14 protein-coding genes, 1 tRNA gene, 1 other RNA gene and 1 pseudogene are annotated in these 15,297 nt (G+C 74.3%); 8 read left to right on the top strand and 9 right to left on the bottom strand.

Annotation, left to right across the window (positions count from 1 at the left end; genetic code table 11):
• The coding region (locus NWP10_RS05895; protein ID WP_258300207.1) for a VOC family protein at positions 1–471 on the top strand (471 nt) is incomplete at its 5' end.
• 5 nt (positions 472–476) lie between these two features.
• On the opposite strand, the gene NWP10_RS05900 is transcribed toward NWP10_RS05895, so the two are convergent.
• Positions 477–1,286, bottom strand: a complete 810-nt coding sequence (locus NWP10_RS05900; protein WP_258300208.1) for a YaaA family protein — start codon at positions 1,284–1,286, stop codon at positions 477–479.
• A gap of 176 nt (positions 1,287–1,462) precedes the next feature.
• Between NWP10_RS05900 and NWP10_RS05905 the strand changes: the two genes are divergently transcribed.
• Positions 1,463–1,780 carry a hypothetical protein gene (locus tag NWP10_RS05905; protein ID WP_017489206.1) on the top strand — a complete coding sequence of 106 codons (318 nt, stop codon included), beginning with the start codon at positions 1,463–1,465 and terminating at the stop codon, positions 1,778–1,780.
• A 294-nt stretch (positions 1,781–2,074) separates the two neighbouring features.
• On the opposite strand, the gene rnpB is transcribed toward NWP10_RS05905, so the two are convergent.
• An RNA gene (gene rnpB / locus NWP10_RS05910) (RNase P RNA component class A) lies at positions 2,075–2,454 on the bottom strand.
• Between the two features lie 139 nt (positions 2,455–2,593).
• Here rnpB and NWP10_RS05915 point away from each other — a divergent pair.
• The gene (locus tag NWP10_RS05915) at positions 2,594–4,039 is read left to right on the top strand and encodes a glyceraldehyde-3-phosphate dehydrogenase (protein WP_258300209.1); all 1,446 of its coding nucleotides are present in this window, start codon (positions 2,594–2,596) and stop codon (positions 4,037–4,039) included.
• 121 nt (positions 4,040–4,160) lie between these two features.
• Here the strand turns inward: NWP10_RS05915 and NWP10_RS05920 are convergent, their stop codons facing one another.
• The 3 genes from NWP10_RS05920 to NWP10_RS05930 all read right to left on the bottom strand — a co-directional run bounded on the left by NWP10_RS05920 (position 4,161) and on the right by NWP10_RS05930 (position 6,169).
• Entirely contained in the window at positions 4,161–4,799 is a 639-nt protein-coding gene (locus tag NWP10_RS05920; RefSeq protein ID WP_258300210.1) for a DUF4352 domain-containing protein, read from the bottom strand.
• Between the two features lie 267 nt (positions 4,800–5,066).
• Complete coding sequence (gene def / locus NWP10_RS05925; protein WP_017489203.1) at positions 5,067–5,669, bottom strand: peptide deformylase; 603 nt, start codon at positions 5,667–5,669, stop codon at positions 5,067–5,069.
• Positions 5,670–5,758: 89 nt separating this feature from the next.
• Positions 5,759–6,169 (bottom strand): four-helix bundle copper-binding protein, encoded by a 411-nt coding sequence (locus NWP10_RS05930; protein ID WP_258300211.1) that lies wholly within the window; start codon positions 6,167–6,169, stop codon positions 5,759–5,761.
• 229 nt (positions 6,170–6,398) lie between these two features.
• Here NWP10_RS05930 and NWP10_RS05935 point away from each other — a divergent pair.
• Positions 6,399–7,444, top strand: a pseudogene (locus NWP10_RS05935) (zinc-binding dehydrogenase).
• Between the two features lie 86 nt (positions 7,445–7,530).
• Here NWP10_RS05935 and NWP10_RS05940 read toward each other — a convergent pair.
• Positions 7,531–8,238, bottom strand: coding sequence for a Crp/Fnr family transcriptional regulator (locus tag NWP10_RS05940; protein WP_258300212.1), 708 nt, complete (start codon positions 8,236–8,238; stop codon positions 7,531–7,533).
• A gap of 164 nt (positions 8,239–8,402) precedes the next feature.
• Between NWP10_RS05940 and NWP10_RS05945 the strand changes: the two genes are divergently transcribed.
• Entirely contained in the window at positions 8,403–8,633 is a 231-nt protein-coding gene (locus NWP10_RS05945) for a heavy-metal-associated domain-containing protein (protein WP_017489200.1), read from the top strand.
• Between the two features lie 48 nt (positions 8,634–8,681).
• The gene (locus NWP10_RS05950; RefSeq protein WP_258300213.1) at positions 8,682–10,730 is read left to right on the top strand and encodes a cation-translocating P-type ATPase; all 2,049 of its coding nucleotides are present in this window, start codon (positions 8,682–8,684) and stop codon (positions 10,728–10,730) included.
• On the opposite strand, the gene NWP10_RS05955 is transcribed toward NWP10_RS05950, so the two are convergent.
• The 3 genes from NWP10_RS05955 to orn all read right to left on the bottom strand — a co-directional run bounded on the left by NWP10_RS05955 (position 10,646) and on the right by orn (position 11,922).
• Positions 10,646–10,951 carry an antibiotic biosynthesis monooxygenase gene (locus tag NWP10_RS05955; RefSeq protein WP_017488787.1) on the bottom strand — a complete coding sequence of 102 codons (306 nt, stop codon included), beginning with the start codon at positions 10,949–10,951 and terminating at the stop codon, positions 10,646–10,648. The two genes, NWP10_RS05950 and NWP10_RS05955, sit on opposite strands and share 85 nt — an antisense overlap.
• 168 nt (positions 10,952–11,119) lie before the next feature.
• A tRNA-His gene (locus tag NWP10_RS05960) sits at positions 11,120–11,192 on the bottom strand.
• A 103-nt stretch (positions 11,193–11,295) separates the two neighbouring features.
• Positions 11,296–11,922, bottom strand: a complete 627-nt coding sequence (gene orn / locus NWP10_RS05965) for an oligoribonuclease (protein WP_017488788.1) — start codon at positions 11,920–11,922, stop codon at positions 11,296–11,298.
• Positions 11,923–12,009: 87 nt separating this feature from the next.
• On the opposite strand from orn, the gene mptB (NWP10_RS05970) reads away from it, so the two are divergent.
• Both mptB (NWP10_RS05970) and mptB (NWP10_RS05975) read left to right on the top strand, forming a co-directional pair.
• Positions 12,010–13,665: a polyprenol phosphomannose-dependent alpha 1,6 mannosyltransferase MptB gene (gene mptB, locus NWP10_RS05970; RefSeq protein ID WP_258300214.1), complete on the top strand. Its 1,656-nt coding sequence runs from the start codon at positions 12,010–12,012 to the stop codon at positions 13,663–13,665.
• An 80-nt stretch (positions 13,666–13,745) separates the two neighbouring features.
• A partial coding sequence (gene mptB, locus NWP10_RS05975; protein WP_258300215.1) for a polyprenol phosphomannose-dependent alpha 1,6 mannosyltransferase MptB occupies positions 13,746–15,297 on the top strand: 1,552 nt, incomplete at its 3' end.

The raw sequence follows: 15,297 nt of genomic DNA on the forward strand, positions 1-15,297 counted from the left end.
GCCGACGCCCGCGCGGTCGAGGCGGAGGCCCCCGACGCCGTCGGGCAGGACGCCGCCGCGCCGCAGGCGCCGACGCCCACGGGCCGGCTGCACCACGTGGAGGTGTGGGTGGCCGACCTGGCCGCCGCCGAGGCGGGCCTGGGCTGGCTGCTCGGCGAGCTCGGCTACGTGCCCGGCGAGGGCTGGGCCGAGGGCCGCACCTACCAGGGCGCGGGAGAGTACATCGTGCTGGAGTCCGGCCCTGACGTCGTCGGCGGCGCGCACGAGCGCACCCGCCCCGGCCTGAACCACCTGGCGTTCCGCGCCGGCACCCGGGCCCGCGTCGACGAGCTCACCGCCGCCGCCCGGGAGCGCGGCTTCCGGCTGCTCTTCGCCGACCGCCACCCGCACGCCGGGGGCGCGGACCACTACGCCGCGTACCTCGAGGCCCCGGACGGCTTCGAGGTGGAGCTCGTCGCGGTCGAGGACTGAGCGGCTCAGGCCTCCGGCAGGACGACCCGCAGCGAGCCCGGCTTCGCGCCGCTCGGCGCGACGAGCTCGACATCCCAGCGGCGGCCCTCGACGTCGCCCGCGCCGGCCGCCGCCACCACCTCCGCGGCCCGGTCCAGGGTGCCGGTCGCCCGGGCCCCGGCCTCGAGCAGCGCCCGGGCCACGAGGCCGCGCGTGTGCTTGGCGAAGTGGGAGACCACGGTGGGCTCCCCACCGCGCAGCTGGAACACGTCCACCGTGGCGGTCCGCTGCGCCGGCGCCTTCCACATGGCCGCGTAGCCGCCGGAGCGGCAGTCGACGATCGGGCCGCCGTCGGCCTGCGCCACCGCGTCCAGCGCCGGGGCGAGCACGGGCCGCCAGTGCGCGGCCAGGCCGGGCAGCCCCGGCAGCCGGGCGCCCACCGAGAGCCGGTGCGCCGGGATCCGGTCCGCCAGCGCGGTGGCCCCGAACAGGGCCGAGAACACCAGGGCCGAGTCGCGGGCGCGGCGCTTGGCGCCGGGGGAGAGGGAGGCGTGGTCGAGGGCGTCGAAGAGCACGCCCGTGAAGACCCGGTGCCCGGGGGCCGCCGGGGCCGTGGCCAGGGACGTGTTCGCGGCGACTTCCCCGGCCAGGGAGGCCCCGACCCCCAGCGTCGCAAGGGCGTCCGGTGCAGCGGAGGCCTCGGCGAGGCGGGCGAGCAGGTCGCGGCGGGCCGCGGTGACGGCGTCGTGCTCGGCGAGGGCGAGGTCCTCCAGGCGCAGCGGGGCGCCGGAACGGGGGGCGGTCTTGCCCTCGGAGGGCGGCAGCAGGATCAGCACCGGACCAGCCTAGTCAGGGCGCGGGCGGGCACGGGCCGCGCCTCGGCCCCCGGAACCTGGCACAGTGGTGGGGTCGGCCCGGGCCCTCCCCGCGCCCGCGCCGCAGCGCCGTCCGGGGCATTCCCCCGGGACCGGCCCTCCCGACCATCCGCCGTCCCCGACATCAGGAGCCGCCCGTGATCACCACCATGAACGTGTTCGGCGTCGTGTTCCCCTTCGTGCTGGCGGCGATCGTGGTCGCCATGATCGTGGGGATCCGCTCCAGCGGACGGGAGCGCACCCAGGCCTCGGAGGTGGAGCTGCGCCTGCGCGAGCGCACCTTCACGGGGCAGGACCGGGTGACCCTCGAGTGGCCGCGGGACCGGCGCAGGCCCACCCCGGCGAAGGTCGTGGCCATCGGCGAGTCCTACGGCTACCGCCTCCTGGAGAAGAGGGAGCGCGACCACGTCATCGAGCTGGACTTCGAGCGCATCCGCGACGACGAGGGGTTCTGACCGGCGCCCGCCTGCCTGCCGCCGGCGGGCGAGGCCGGCGTCCTCGCCGCCGTCGAGGGCCGCCAGTGAGCTCCGCTCCGTCGGTCGTCCCGCGCGCGAGGCGAACTCCTCGTCGTCGGACTCGGTGGTGGGCAGGACCGTGCCGACGATCTCCCGGTAGCCGGCGGCGAAGCCCGAGCGGGTGCGCCAGCCGGGGACCGTGCGCACGGGCAGGCCGGTGGCCGCCAGGGCCCGCTCGAGGCCGGTGAGCATCGGGACGGCCATGGGGACTCCTGGCGGGGGCGGGACGTGGGGTGGGACGGATCAGCTGTAAGCCGGGTTCTGTGCCCCGCGCGCGTTGCCCCGCGCGGGGTGACGGCCATCCATCTGGGCCCGCCATTGCTGACGGGCTCGAGCGGCCAACCCGGACGCTGGGGCGAGCAGCCCTCATGACGCGTCCTGTTCGGCCTTGCACCGGATGGGGTTTACCTAGCCGGCCCCGTCACCGAGGCCGCTGGTGGTCTCTTACACCACCCTTTCACCCTCACCCCCGCGCGGACGCGGGGGCGGTCTTCTCTCTGTGGCACTGGCCCGCGGGTCGCCCCGGGTGGGCGTTGCCCACCATCCTGCTCTGCGGTGCCCGGACTTTCCTCGCACCCTCCGTGAAGGGGGCACGCGGCCGTCCGCTGATCCGTCCCGGCCGACCATTCTACGCACCGGTTCCCACGACGGCCGCGGGGCGCTCTGCTCGCATAGAATGGACGCCGTCCGCCGACGACGAGGTCGGGGGACGGGCCTGCCCGGACGGGCCCCAGGTCTCAAGGAAGGACTCCCGTGGCAGACACCGCCTCGACCCAGACCCCCGAGTGGAACACGCAGCAGGAGCTCGCGGAGAAGATGGTGCCCCTGCTGGGCAGCCTGTACCGCGAGCACAACGTGGTCACCTCGATCTACGGGCGCTCCCTCGTGAACCGCGGCGTGATCGACATCATCAAGGCCCACCGCTACGCCCGCCGCGTGCAGGAGGCCCCGCTGAGCGTGGAGGCCACCTACCCGCTGGTCGAGGCCATGGCCGCCATGGACCTGGGCGCCGCGAACGTGGACCTCGCCGAGCTGGCCGCGCGCCAGAAGGAGTCCGGCCGGGACGTGCAGGCCTTCCTCGACGCCGAGCTGGCCGAGGTCAAGGGCAAGGGCGGCGAGGGCCTGGGCGAGCCCCAGGACGTCGTCCTCTACGGCTTCGGCCGCATCGGCCGCCTGCTGGCCCGCATCCTGCTCGACCACGCCGGCGGCGGCTCCAAGCTGCGCCTGCGCGCCGTCGTCGTGCGCAAGAACTCCGAGGACGACCTCGTCAAGCGCGCCTCCCTGCTGCGCCGCGACTCCATCCACGGCCCGTTCGACGGCACCATCGTGGTGGACGAGGACCGCAACGTCATCACCGCCAACGGCACCGAGATCCAGGTCATCTACTCGAACGACCCCACCACCGTGGACTACACCGCCCACGGCATCAAGGACGCCCTGGTCATCGACAACACGGGCCGCTGGCGCGACGACGAGGGCCTCTCCCAGCACCTGCAGGCGAAGGGCGCCAAGAAGGTCCTGCTCACCGCCCCGGGCAAGGGCGAGATGAAGAACATCGTGTTCGGCGTGAACTCGGATGACATCACCCCCGAGGACACCATCGTCTCCGCCGCCTCCTGCACCACCAACGGCATCACCCCGGTGCTCAAGGTCATCCAGGACGACTACGGCATCGACCACGGCCACGTGGAGACCGTGCACGCCTACACCAACGACCAGAACCTCGTGGACAACTTCCACAAGGGCGCCCGTCGCGGCCGCTCCGCCGGCATGAACATGGTGCTCACCGAGACCGGCGCCGCCAAGGCCGTGGCCAAGGCCCTGCCCGAGCTCAAGGGCAAGCTCTCCGGCAACGCCATCCGCGTCCCCACCCCCGACGTGTCCATGGCCATCCTGAACCTCGAGCTGAACAAGGCCACCTCGGTGGAGGAGCTCAACGCCCGCCTCAAGCAGGAGTCCCTCACCGGCCCCCTGCGCGGCCAGGTCGGCTACGTGGACTCCCCGGAGGTCGTGTCCACCGACTTCGTCGGCTCGGACCGCGCCGGCGTGGTGGACGGCCTCGCCACCCTCGTGAACAACGACGGCAAGAACGCCATCCTCTACGTCTGGTACGACAACGAGTACGGCTACTCGCACCAGGTGATCCGCGTGGTGGAGAAGATGGCGGGCCAGCAGGTCCCCACCTTCCCGAAGCCCTGACCCCTTCCCGCGCTCCGCGCAGCAGACACGACGCCCCCGGCTCCGGACAGGAGACGGGGGCGTCGTGCGTGCCGGCCCGCGGCGAGGCGGTGCCCCGCCGCGGGCCGGACTCCGCCGGCGGTCAGTCCAGGGCCACGAACGTCTTCTCGCCGCCGAACATCCCGGTGGTCACGCGGAGCAGGCCGTCGGCGCCCTCGGGCACCTGGAGCACCACGTTGCCCTGGGCGGTGCCGCCGTTGTAGAGCTCCTGGGCGGTGTCCAGCTCGTCCGGGCCCACGACGAAGGCGTCGCCGGTGTCGATGGTCTCGCCGGTGGCGGTGACGAACGCGAAGCCGGTGCCGAGCATGATCATCTCGGACTCGTCGCCGGTGTACTCCACGGTGACGTCGGCCAGGAGGTACTGGGTGCCCTCGGCCGGGGCGTCGTTGAACTGGTTGGCCGCCATCACCGCGTCCGTGGCGTCCGGGGTCACCTCGTTCACGGTGACCACCCAGTCCCCGCCCTCGATCGGCGTGCCCAGGGGCAGCGGGTCCTCGCGCGTGCCGGTCGTGCCCCCGGCCTGCTGCTCGGGCTCGTCGGCCTCCTCGGCCTCCTCGGTGTCCTCGGTCCCCTCCTCGGCGCCCGCCGGGGCCGAGGCGGTGGGGGAGCCGGCCGCGGCCGGGGCGTCCTCCTCGGCCGGGGAGGCGGTGTCGCCGCAGGCGGTGAGCCCCAGCAGCAGGGCGGCGGCGATGGCGGTGCGGGTGTGCAGAACGGACTTCATGGTCCTGGTCCTCTCGCGATGGGAAGCGAGCCGTCCCACGGTCGCGGGAACGGCGCCGGCGTCCTCGCGGTCGAGGCCTGCCGGTCAGTCGATTCCTATCGAGTGCACCGGACACGTTACGGAGACGCCCAGGTCGGGGCCCGCTCCGCGCCGCAGACGACGCCGGCCCCGCCTCTCCGAGACGGGAGGCGGGGCCGACGTCGTGCCGAGGAATGGTCGCCGGTCAGGCGTCCGGGGCGTGGTCCTCGCCGCCGCCCGGACCGGACCTCAGTGTTCGTGGTCCGCGATCTCCTCGTGGCCGAACGGGTCCTCGTCGGTGCCCGGCAGCCAAGTCACGCCGGGCACGTTCATGCGCTCGGCGCGCTGGGCGCGCTTCCAGCGGCGCTGCCACTTGCCGTCGAGGCGGTCCACGTAGAGGGTGCCGTTGAGGTGGTCGTATTCGTGCTGCATCACGCGCGCGAACCAGCCCTCGGCCACGAACTCGAACATCTCGCCGTCCACGCGCTGGCCGGACAGGCGCACGCGTCCGGACCGCTGCAGCGGGTAGCCGTGGCCGGGCACGGAGAGGCAGCCCTCGGTGTGCTCGTCCTCGTCCGGGGCCTCCTGCGGCGCCTTCTCCAGGTAGGTGAGCACGGGGTTGATCACGTGGCCGACGTTCGGGGCCTCGCCGGAGTACGGGTACGTCCACGTGAAGATGCGCAGGCCGACGCCCACCTGCGGTGCGGCCAGGCCGACGCCGTTGGCCGCGTCCTGGGTGACGTACATGTCCTCCACGAGGCGGCGGATCTCGTCGTCGATCACCTCCACCTCGGCCGCCCGCGTGTGCAGGACGGGCTCGCCGTAGACGGTGATGGGACGGATGGAGGCCATGGCGCTGCGCTTCCCGGCCCGGGGGAGGGCCTGCGTGGGGGGATGAGGGGGAGCCTCCAGCCTACCGCCGCGCGCCGCGCCGCCGCCGGTCAGCCGAGCGAGGCCAGCAGGTCGGCGCACGCCTGCTCGCAGCGCCGGCAGGACTCCGCGCACACCGCGCAGTGCTCGTGCATCTCGGCGTGAGAGGCGCACTCGTCGCCGCAGGCCCGGCACGCGGTCCGGCAGGCCTCGAGCAGGGCCCGGACGGTGGACGCGTCCTCGCCCGTCTGGCGGGTCAGCACCGCAGCGGTGGCCCCGCAGACGTCGGCGCAGTCCAGGTTCAGCCGGATGCACCGGCGCATCTCGGCCACCACGTCCTCGGACAGGCACGCGTCCGCGCACGCCGTGCACGTCTGGGCACAGGCGAGGCAGGCCTCGATGCACTCGGCCAGCGTCCGGCGGTCGATGCCGCCGAGGTCCTTCGGGTGGGTCTCGAGCATCGCGCTCACGTGGTGGGTCATGGCGTCCTCGTCTCTCCTCGATCGGATCGGTCGGGCCGCCCTGGTCGGTCCGGGACCGCCCTGCCCGCCACGGTACGCCTCGGGCGCGGCGGGCAGAAGGGCCCGGTCCCGGATCTTCCCCCGGGACCGCCCCCGGTCTCGCGTCGTCCCTGACGGGCCGCCGAGCCCGTCCGCGCGCCCGCCGACGACGACGGCTCCGCGACGCACACCGCGGAGGAGAGGAACACCCATGAAGGCGGTGGTCTACCACGTCCCCGGCGACGCGCGCTGGGAGGAGGTCCCGGACCCGCAGATCCAGGACCCCACGGACGCGATCGTGACGATCGAGACCACCACGATCTGCGGCACGGACCTGCACATCCTCAAGGGCGACGTGCGGGCCGTGACCGAGGGCCGGATCCTCGGGCACGAGGGCGTCGGCGTGGTCACGGAGGTCGGCCCGGAGCGCACGGAGGTGAAGGTCGGCGACCGCGTGATCGTCTCCTGCGTCACCACGTGCATGGACTGCGACTACTGCCGCCGCGGCCTGACCTCGCACTGCCAGACCGTGGGCGGCATCGGCTGGATCTTCGGCCACCTGATCGACGGCACCCAGGCCGAGCGGGTCCGCGTCCCCCTCGCGGACAACGGGCTCATCCCGCTGCCGCAGGGCGTGACCGCCGAGCAGGGCGTGATGCTCTCGGACATCCTGCCCACCGGATACGAGATCGGCGTGCTCTCCGGCCAGGCGGCCGAGGGGGACACGGTCCTCGTGGTCGGCGCCGCCCCGTGGGGCTCTTCGCGATCATGACCGCCAAGACCCGCGGCGCGAAGACCGTGATCGTCGTGGACGGCAACGAGTTCCGCCTCGAGGCCGCCCGCGAGTTCGGGGCGGACGAGGTGTTCACCCCCCGGGGAGGGGACGCTGGAGAAGGTCAAGGCCCTCACCGCGCACGGCCTCGGTGTGGACGTGGCCATGGAGGCGGTGGGCATCCCCGCCACCTTCACCCTGTGCCTCGATGCCATCCGACCGGGTGGCCGCGTGGCCAACCTCGGCGTGCACGGCAAGCCGGTGGAGTTCCCATCGACCGGGAGTGGATCAACAACATCACGATCACCACAGGCCTGGTGAACTCGACGACGGCCCCCGAGCTGCTGGGTCGCATCAGCGAGGGCTCCATCCAGCCCAAGCGGTTCGTCACGCGCCGGTTCACCTTCGACGAGTGGGAGAAGGCGTACGCCACCTTCTCCGACGCGGCCGAGCAGAAGGCGCTGAAGGTCATCGTCACCGCCTGACGCGACGCGCCCACCGCACCCGTCCGGGCGGCCGACCGACACCCGTCGACCGGCCGCCCGGTCGCGTCCGAGCCGGGCCCGGCGCGTCAGCCGCCGGCCAGCCGCTCCAGGGCCTCGGGGTCCCTCAGCTCGACGCGCGGGCCGGCCACGGTGATCACGCCCTCGTCCGCCAGGCGTCGCAGCGCGCGGCTGAACGCCTCGGGCGTGGTGCCGAGCAGGGAGGCGACGTCCTTCTTCGGGGCGGTGAGGGCCACCGCCGGCCCCGCCTCGCCGTGGACGGCGGGCAGCTCGAGCAGGTGGCCGGCGAGCCGGGCGGGCACCGACAGTCGCTCCTGGGCCAGCCGGCGCTCCGCCTCGGCCAGCCGGACGGCCAGGGTGCGCATCACCCGCCGCGCGATCCCCGGGTGCCGGGCGAACAGCTCCTGGACCTCGTCGTGGGAGAACGTGCACAGGCGGGTGGGGGCCACCGCGCGGGCCGCGTACGGGCTGGGCGCTCCGGTGAGCAGCTCCTGCTCCCCGAGGGAGTCGCCGGCCTCGGCCATCCGCACCACCCGTTCCTGGCCGGTGGGCGAGGCGGTGCTCAGGGCGAGCCCGCCCGAGTGGACCACGCTCAGCCGACCCGTGCGGGCCCCGGCCACGTGCAGCACCTCGCCGGGCTCGAGCTCGCGGGGACGGGCCAGTGCCGAGATGCGCTCCAGCTGGGCGCGGTCCAGCCCGGCGAACAGCCTCACCCGCGCCGCGCACGGCTCCGCCGCGACCCCCACGGGGGTCAGGGTCAGCTCTCGACGTCGCACGCGGCCAGCGTCCCACATCCGGCTTGACGCAGGTCAAGGCGGGTGGGCCCCGTCCCTCGTACGTTCAGGGTGTCCCCCCTCGACGGGGAGACGGACGGACCGCAGCCGTGGTCCGCCCCACGGAGCGGGCGGCCCCGCCGCCCGCCAGGCACGAGGAGACGACGATGACCACCGCCACCACCCACACCCTGCTCCGCGCCGAGGGCTTCAGCTGCCCCTCCTGCGTGAAGAAGATCGAGAAGTCCCTGGACCGCCTGCCCGGCGTGAGCGCCTCGAAGGTCGCCTTCGAGACCCAGCGCATCGAGGTGGACCACGACGCCGAGCGCACCAGCGTGCAGGACCTCGTGGACGCCGTCGCGAAGGTCGGCTACACCGCCCGCCCCGCGGCCTTCTGACCCCGCCCCCGCACGCCCGCCCGCCCGGACCCGAGAACGGAGCACCCCATGTCCCCCTCACGCCAGACCCGCCCCGGCCCCCGCCCGGCGCGGTTCCGGCTGCACCGTCCGCTGCACCGTCCGCTGCACCCCCGGTGGCGCCGGCCGCTGGCCGCCGCCGCGCTGATCGCGGTGTCGCTGGTCCTCGCCCCGGAGCAGATCGCCCACGGGACGGGTCACCTGCCGGCCGCGCTGCTCATGCTCGCCGCCGCCGTCATGGCGGGCCTGCCGATCGTGGTCGGCGCCGTCCAGGCGCTGCGCGTGCGGACCGTGGGCATCGACCTGCTCGTGGCCGTCGCGGCGATCGGCGCCGCGCTGCTGGGCAACTTCTGGGAGTCCGCGGCGGTCACCCTCCTCTTCTCCCTCGGCCACGCCCTCGAGGACGCCACCCTGTCCAAGACCCGCGCGGCCCTCTCCGACCTCGTCGCCACGGCCCCCGAGACCGCGGTGCTGCTCGAGGCGGACGGCTCCCAGCGCACGGTGGCCGCCCACGAGGTGCCCGCCGGGGCCACGGTGCTGGTCAAGGCCGGCGCCCGCGTCCCCGTGGACGGCGTGGTGCTCGCGGGCACGGGCGCCGTGAACGAGGCCGCCATCACGGGAGAGTCGCTACCCGCGGAGAAGGCCGACGGCGACGCCGTCTACGCCGGCACCGTGGCCACCGCCGGCCTGCTGCACGTCGAGGCCCGCGGCGTGGGAGCGGACACCACGCTCGCCCGCATCATCCACCGCGTCGAGGAGGCGCAGGAGGCACGGGCGCGGACCCAGCAGTTCATGGACCGGTTCTCGCGCTGGTACACCCCCGGGATCATGGTGCTCGCGCTCGTGACGGGGCTGGTCACGCGGGACGTGCCCCTGGCCCTGACCCTGCTGGTCATCGGCTGCCCGGGCGCCCTCGTGATCTCCATCCCCGTGGCGATCGTGGCCGGCATCGGCCGCGGCGCCGAGGACGGCGTGCTCATCAAGGGCGGCGAGTTCCTCGAGCGCTCCGCGAAGGTGGACGCCGTGGCCGTGGACAAGACCGGCACCCTCACCTGGGGCACCCCCGAGCTGACCGACGTCGTCGTGCTGGCCGACGCGGACGAGGACGAGGTGCTGCACTGGGCCGCGCGGCTCGAGCAGGCCTCGGACCACCCGCTTGCCGAGCCCGTCGTGGCGGCCGCCCGCGAGCGGGGCCTGGGCGAGTCCGGCCTCGCCACGGAGGTGGAGGTGGTGCTCGGCCGCGGGCTGACCGGCCGCGTGGCCGGCTGCGGCGTCGCCGTGGGCACGATCGCCCTGCTGCGCGGGCTCGAGGCGGACGCGGCCCTTACGGACCGCGCCGAGGGGGTCGCCGTCGGGCTGGCCGAGGCCGGCCGCACGCCCATGGCCGTCGCCGTGGACGGGGTGCCGATCGGCGTGCTCGCCGTGGCGGACACGGTCCGGCCCGAGGCCGCGGACATGATCCGCGGGCTGCGCCGGATCGGCGTGGAGGAGATCGTGATGCTCACCGGCGACCAGCCGGGCGTGGCCCACGCCGTGGCCCGTCAGGTGGGCGTGGACGAGGTGCGCGCGGCCCTGCTGCCCGAGGACAAGCTCGAGGCGATCGCCGCCATGCAGGCCCGCGGCCGGGTGGTGGCCATGGTCGGTGACGGCATCAACGACGCCCCCGCGCTCGCGACGGCGGACATCGGCGTGGCCATGGGCGCCGCCGGCTCCGGGATGGCGATCGAGACGGCCGACATCGCGCTGATGGGCGACCGCCTCGAGCGGCTGCCGCAGGCCCTGGGCCTGGCCCGGCGGACGGTGGGCGTGATGCGGCAGAACATCGCCGTCTCGCTCGTGACCGTGGCGGCGCTGCTGGCCGGCGTCTTCGCGGGCGGCGTGACGATGTCGATCGGCATGCTCGTCCACGAGGCGTCCGTGCTGCTCGTCATCGCCAACGCGATGCGGCTGCTGCGGCCGGCCGCCGGGTCCGGCCGAGGCGGCTCCCGGACGGCTCAGTCCAGGTCGACGACCTCGAACTCGAGCAGATCCGCGCCCGTGGCCACGGGCGCCGGGCGCCCCTCGGACTCGGCGGCGTGAGCGGCGGGCATGCGCCCGCCCTTCCAGTTCTGGAAGTCCTCCTCGGTGGCCCACGTGGTCACCACGAAGTAGCGGTCCTCGCCCGCGGTGGGGCGCAGCAGCTGGAAGCCCTCGAAGCCGGGCTCAGCGTCCACGGCGTGCTTGCGGACGGCGAAGCGCTTCTCCAGCTCGGGGCCGGCGCCCTCGGGGACGGTGATGGCGTTGATCTTCACGACGGACACGGCGGGGCTCTCCTTCGCTGACGGGGCGGCGCCGGGACGACGCCGTACCGCCAGGCTACGCCCGGGGGAGGGCCGCGATGACCCCGGCCGCCGGCGTCCCTCGCCGCGAGCGCGCCCGGGATGCGCGAAGGCCCGAAACCATTCGCATGGTTCCGGGCCTTCCTTCGGGGTGAGTGACGGGGATTGAACCCGCGACCTTCTGGACCACAACCAGACGCTCTGCCGACTGAGCTACACCCACCATGCGCGTCCTGCGGGGGCTCCCCGCGCGACGCAGCGGGCTCCACTGTACACGAGTTCGGCCGGGGCGCCGAATCCGGCCCCCCGACCCCCCGGGAGGGAGGTCAGGCCTGCGCTTCGGCCACCACGCGGGCGATGGCCTGGGCCTCATCGGAGGTGGGGCCGGGGGAGGGGGCCATGACGGCGGCGCGGTAGTAGCGCAACTCGGTGATGGAGTCCTTGATGTCACCCAGGGCGCGGTGGCCGCCGGTCTTGGCGGGCGCCTGGTAGTAGGCCCGCGGGTACCAGCGGCGGGCCAGCTCCTTCACGGTGGACACGTCCACGATCCGGTAGTGGAGGTGCTCGACGACGGCGGGCATGTACGCGGACAGGAAGAGCTTGTCCTGGCCCACCGTGTTGCCGGCCAGCAGGGCCTTGCCCGCGGGCACGCGCGCCGTGAGGTACTCCATGACCCGTGCGGTCGCGTCCTCCAGGGTGAGGCCGTGCTCCAGCTCGGGCAGCAGGCCGGAGGTGGTGTGCATGTCCCGCACGAACGGGTCCATCTGCGTGAGGGCGGCCTCGGAGGGGCGGATCACCAGGTCGATGCCCTCGTCCAGGATGTTCAGCTCGGCGTCCGTGATGAGCACCGCCACCTCCACGAGCTCGTCCACGTGGGGGTGCAGGCCGGTCATCTCGCAGTCGATCCAGACCAGGGGGGCGTTCTCCGGCGCGGGGGTGCTCGTCTCGCTCATGGCCCCAGGCTACTCGGGGCGGCGGTGGTAGATTCGTGCGCACCGCGCCCGCGCGCCCCGCCTGAGAGCACGGAAGGACCCCGCCGCATGAGTGTGACGACCCCGCGGCCGTCCGGGTCCACGGCCGGCCGGCCGGCCCACATCGGCGTCGGCGGCCTGCGCGCCGACCCCAAGGTGGCGGGCGGGAACACCTGGCCCATCCTCGTCGGCACCCTGGGCTCGCTGCTGCTGGTGGCGGGCTCGTTCTCCGTCGGCTGGCTGGCCTCGGCCTCGCCCATCAACCGGTGGCAGTGGCTGATCCCGTGGCGCACCCAGGAGACCGGCGTGATCGTCGGGACCATCCTGCTCACGCTCGGCTGCTGGGTGATGTTCTGGGCCTGGCTGCGGCTCGGCCAGACCGTGCGCCCCTTCGGCCGCGGCTCCCTGCGCACCGTGAACCTGGCGACCGCCCTGTGGTGCCTGCCGCAGGTGTTCGCCCTGCCGATCTTCAGCCGGGACATCTTCGCGTACGTGGGCCAGGGCCGGCTCATGGTGGCCGGGCAGGATCCCTACGAGGACACGATCTCCTCCCTGTCCAACTGGTTCCAGCTCGGTGCGGACGCCACGTGGGCGGACTCGGAGACCCCCTACGGGCCGATCTTCCTGTGGATCGAGCAGGCCGTGGTCGCCGTGTCCGGGGACATGAACCCGGACCTGGCCATCTTCCTGTTCCGCCTCGTCGCCGTGGCCGGCGTGGTGCTCATCATGGTCTTCGTCCCCCTGCTGGCCCGCCGCCTGCGCGTCAACGGGGCGTGGGCGCAGTGGGTCAGCGCCGCCAACCCGCTCTTCACCATCAGCTTCGTGGCCTCCGGCCACAACGACGCCCTCATGGTGGGCCTGGCTCTGGCCGGCACGTGGTGCGCCCTGCGCGCCGGGCATCCGCTGCGCCCCCAGTCGGCCGCGCACTCCGCCGCGTGGGGCGTGGCCGGCGTCGTGCTGGTGACCCTGTCCCTGGGCATCAAGCCCATCACCCTGGTGCTCCTGCCGTTCATCGGCCTGCTGTGGGCCGGCCCGACCGCCGGCTGGATCCGGCGCTTCGTCTTCTGGTTCCTCACCGCGGGCATCTCGTTCGGGATCATGGCCGTGGTCGGCGCCCTCAACGGGTTCGGCTTCGGCTGGGTGGCCGTCATGGTGGGCACCGGCACCGGCACGGTCCCGTGGGGCCCCATCGGCATCCTCTCCCTGCTCACCGTGGGGATCAGCGAGCTCGTCGGCCAGGGCGCGGACCAGCAGGCCGTGGAGGGCGTCTACAAGACGGCCGGCCGCGTGCTCTCCGTGCTGATCGTGCTCGCCCTGATGTTCCTCGGGCGCCAGGACCGGGTCCTGACCCGCATGACCTGGGCCTTCACGGCGCTCGTGGTGCTCTCGCCCATCATCCAGCCCTGGTACCTGCTGTGGCTGCTGCCCTTCTTCGCCGTGATCGGGATCCGGGACGACTGGCAGATCAAGTGGGTCGTCTTCACCGTGGGCTACTTCCTCGCCTTCGGCGCCTCGGACCAGCTCTTCACGTGGCAGTTCCTGGCCATCGCGGACCAGGTCAAGGCGATCTCGCTGATCGTCTCGGCCGTCTGCCTGGCCTGGATCCTCGTGGTGGACCGGCGCACCAGCCGCTTCGTGAAGGACCACTGGCACGTCCGTCCCGCCGTCCGCGCCGGGCTGGCCCGCCTGCGCCGCGCCCCGCGGACCCCGGAGCCGGGGGAGTGAGGCGCGCCGGCCTCGCGCCGACGCCGGCCCCGCCCGGACGGCCGGAGCGCGCGACGGCGCCCCCCGAGCCCGCCGTCGCCGTGCGGCAGGGCACGTGGGCGGCCGTGCTGATCATGGTGGGCTCCTGGGGCGTGGGCTGGCTGCCCATGACCCCGGACTCGGTCTTCTCCGGCAGCACCCTCCTGAACCCGCTGCGCGTGAACCTGCCCGGCGTGCTCGCCAGCACCCTGCTGCTGGCCTCCGGGTCGCTGCTGCTGGTGCGCGCGTGGCTCGTGCTCGGCCGCTCCCTGCGCGGGCGGTGGGAGGGCCACGGCCGGCTCGTCTCCCGGGCCGCGTGGCAGTGGTCCGCCCCGCTGATGCTCGCCCTGCCGATCTTCTCCCGGGACGTGTTCTCCTACCTGCAGCAGGGGCGCCTGCTCGCCCTCGGCCTGGACCCCTACACGCAGGGCGTCTCCGCGCTGCCGGGCTGGTTCATGCAGGGCGCCGACTCCATCTGGGCCGAGTCCCCGTCCCCGTACGGGCCGCTGTTCCTGCTCTGCGCCGAGGCGATCTGGCGCGTCACCGGCGGACGGATCGAGCTCTCCGTCACCGCGTTCCGGCTGCTGGCGCTCGCGGGCCTGGCCCTGTGCCTGTGGGCGGTGCCCCGGCTGGCCGAGGCGGCCGGACGGTGCGGGGCGTGGGCGGCCTGGGTGTGCGTGGCCAACCCCCTCTTCCTGCTCTACATGATCGCCGGCGTGCACAACGACGCCCTGATGTCCGGGCTGATGCTGGCGGGCCTCGTGCTCATGGTGCGCGTGCCGCGCCGCCGCCTGCATGCCCTGTGGGGGATCGTGCTGATCGCGCTCTCGGTGGCCATCAAGCCGCTCACCGCGCTCGTGCTGCCCTTCGTGGCGCTGCTGCTGCCCACCGGCTGGGACCGGTTCCGCCGCGCCGATCCCGGCCTGCGCCGCCGGGACCGGCTCGGCCCGTGGATCACGACGGCGGCGATCGCCCTGGCCGTGCTCACGATCCTCGGCGCGGGCTCGGGGCTCTGGTTCGGTTGGGTGCCGGCCATGCTCACCAGCGGCGACGCCGCCTTCCCGTACGCCCCCGTCGGGGTCGTCGGGCTGCTGCTCGGCGCGGCCGCCGACGGCCTCGCCGGGCTGCCCGCGCGGGCGGTGGCCGGCGGCTTCTACACGCTCATGACCCTCGCGGCCCTGGGCTTCGGCGCGTGTCTGGCGCTGCGCCGGCGCGCCCCGGAGCCCGTGTCCGCCGCCGCCGCGGTGCTCTTCGTGGCGGTGGTGACGGCCCCGATCGTGCAGCCCTGGTACCTGCTCTGGGTGCTGCCGCTGCTGGCGTGCGCCCTGCGCCCGCTGCCGTGGGGCGCGGACCATCCACGCTGGCTCGGCTGGGTCACCGCCCTGGCCGTGCTCCTGCTGACCGGCGTGGGCGTGGTGGACCAGATCTCGGTGGCCCAGTGGCTGCCGGTGGCCGCCGTCCGGGCCCTCACCGCCGTCGTCGTGCTCGCCGGGATCGCGTGGATCGTGGTCCGCGACCCGGCCACCGCGCCGCTGTTCCCCGGCCGGCGCCGCCCGCCGCGCGAGGTCGTCGAGCCCCGGGAGGCGGTCGGGCCGCGGGAGCCCGGCGCGCCGC

The sequence above is a fragment of the Micrococcus sp. HG099 genome (assembly GCF_024723355.1).
Taxonomy (GTDB): Bacteria; Actinomycetota; Actinomycetes; order Actinomycetales; family Micrococcaceae; genus Micrococcus; species Micrococcus endophyticus.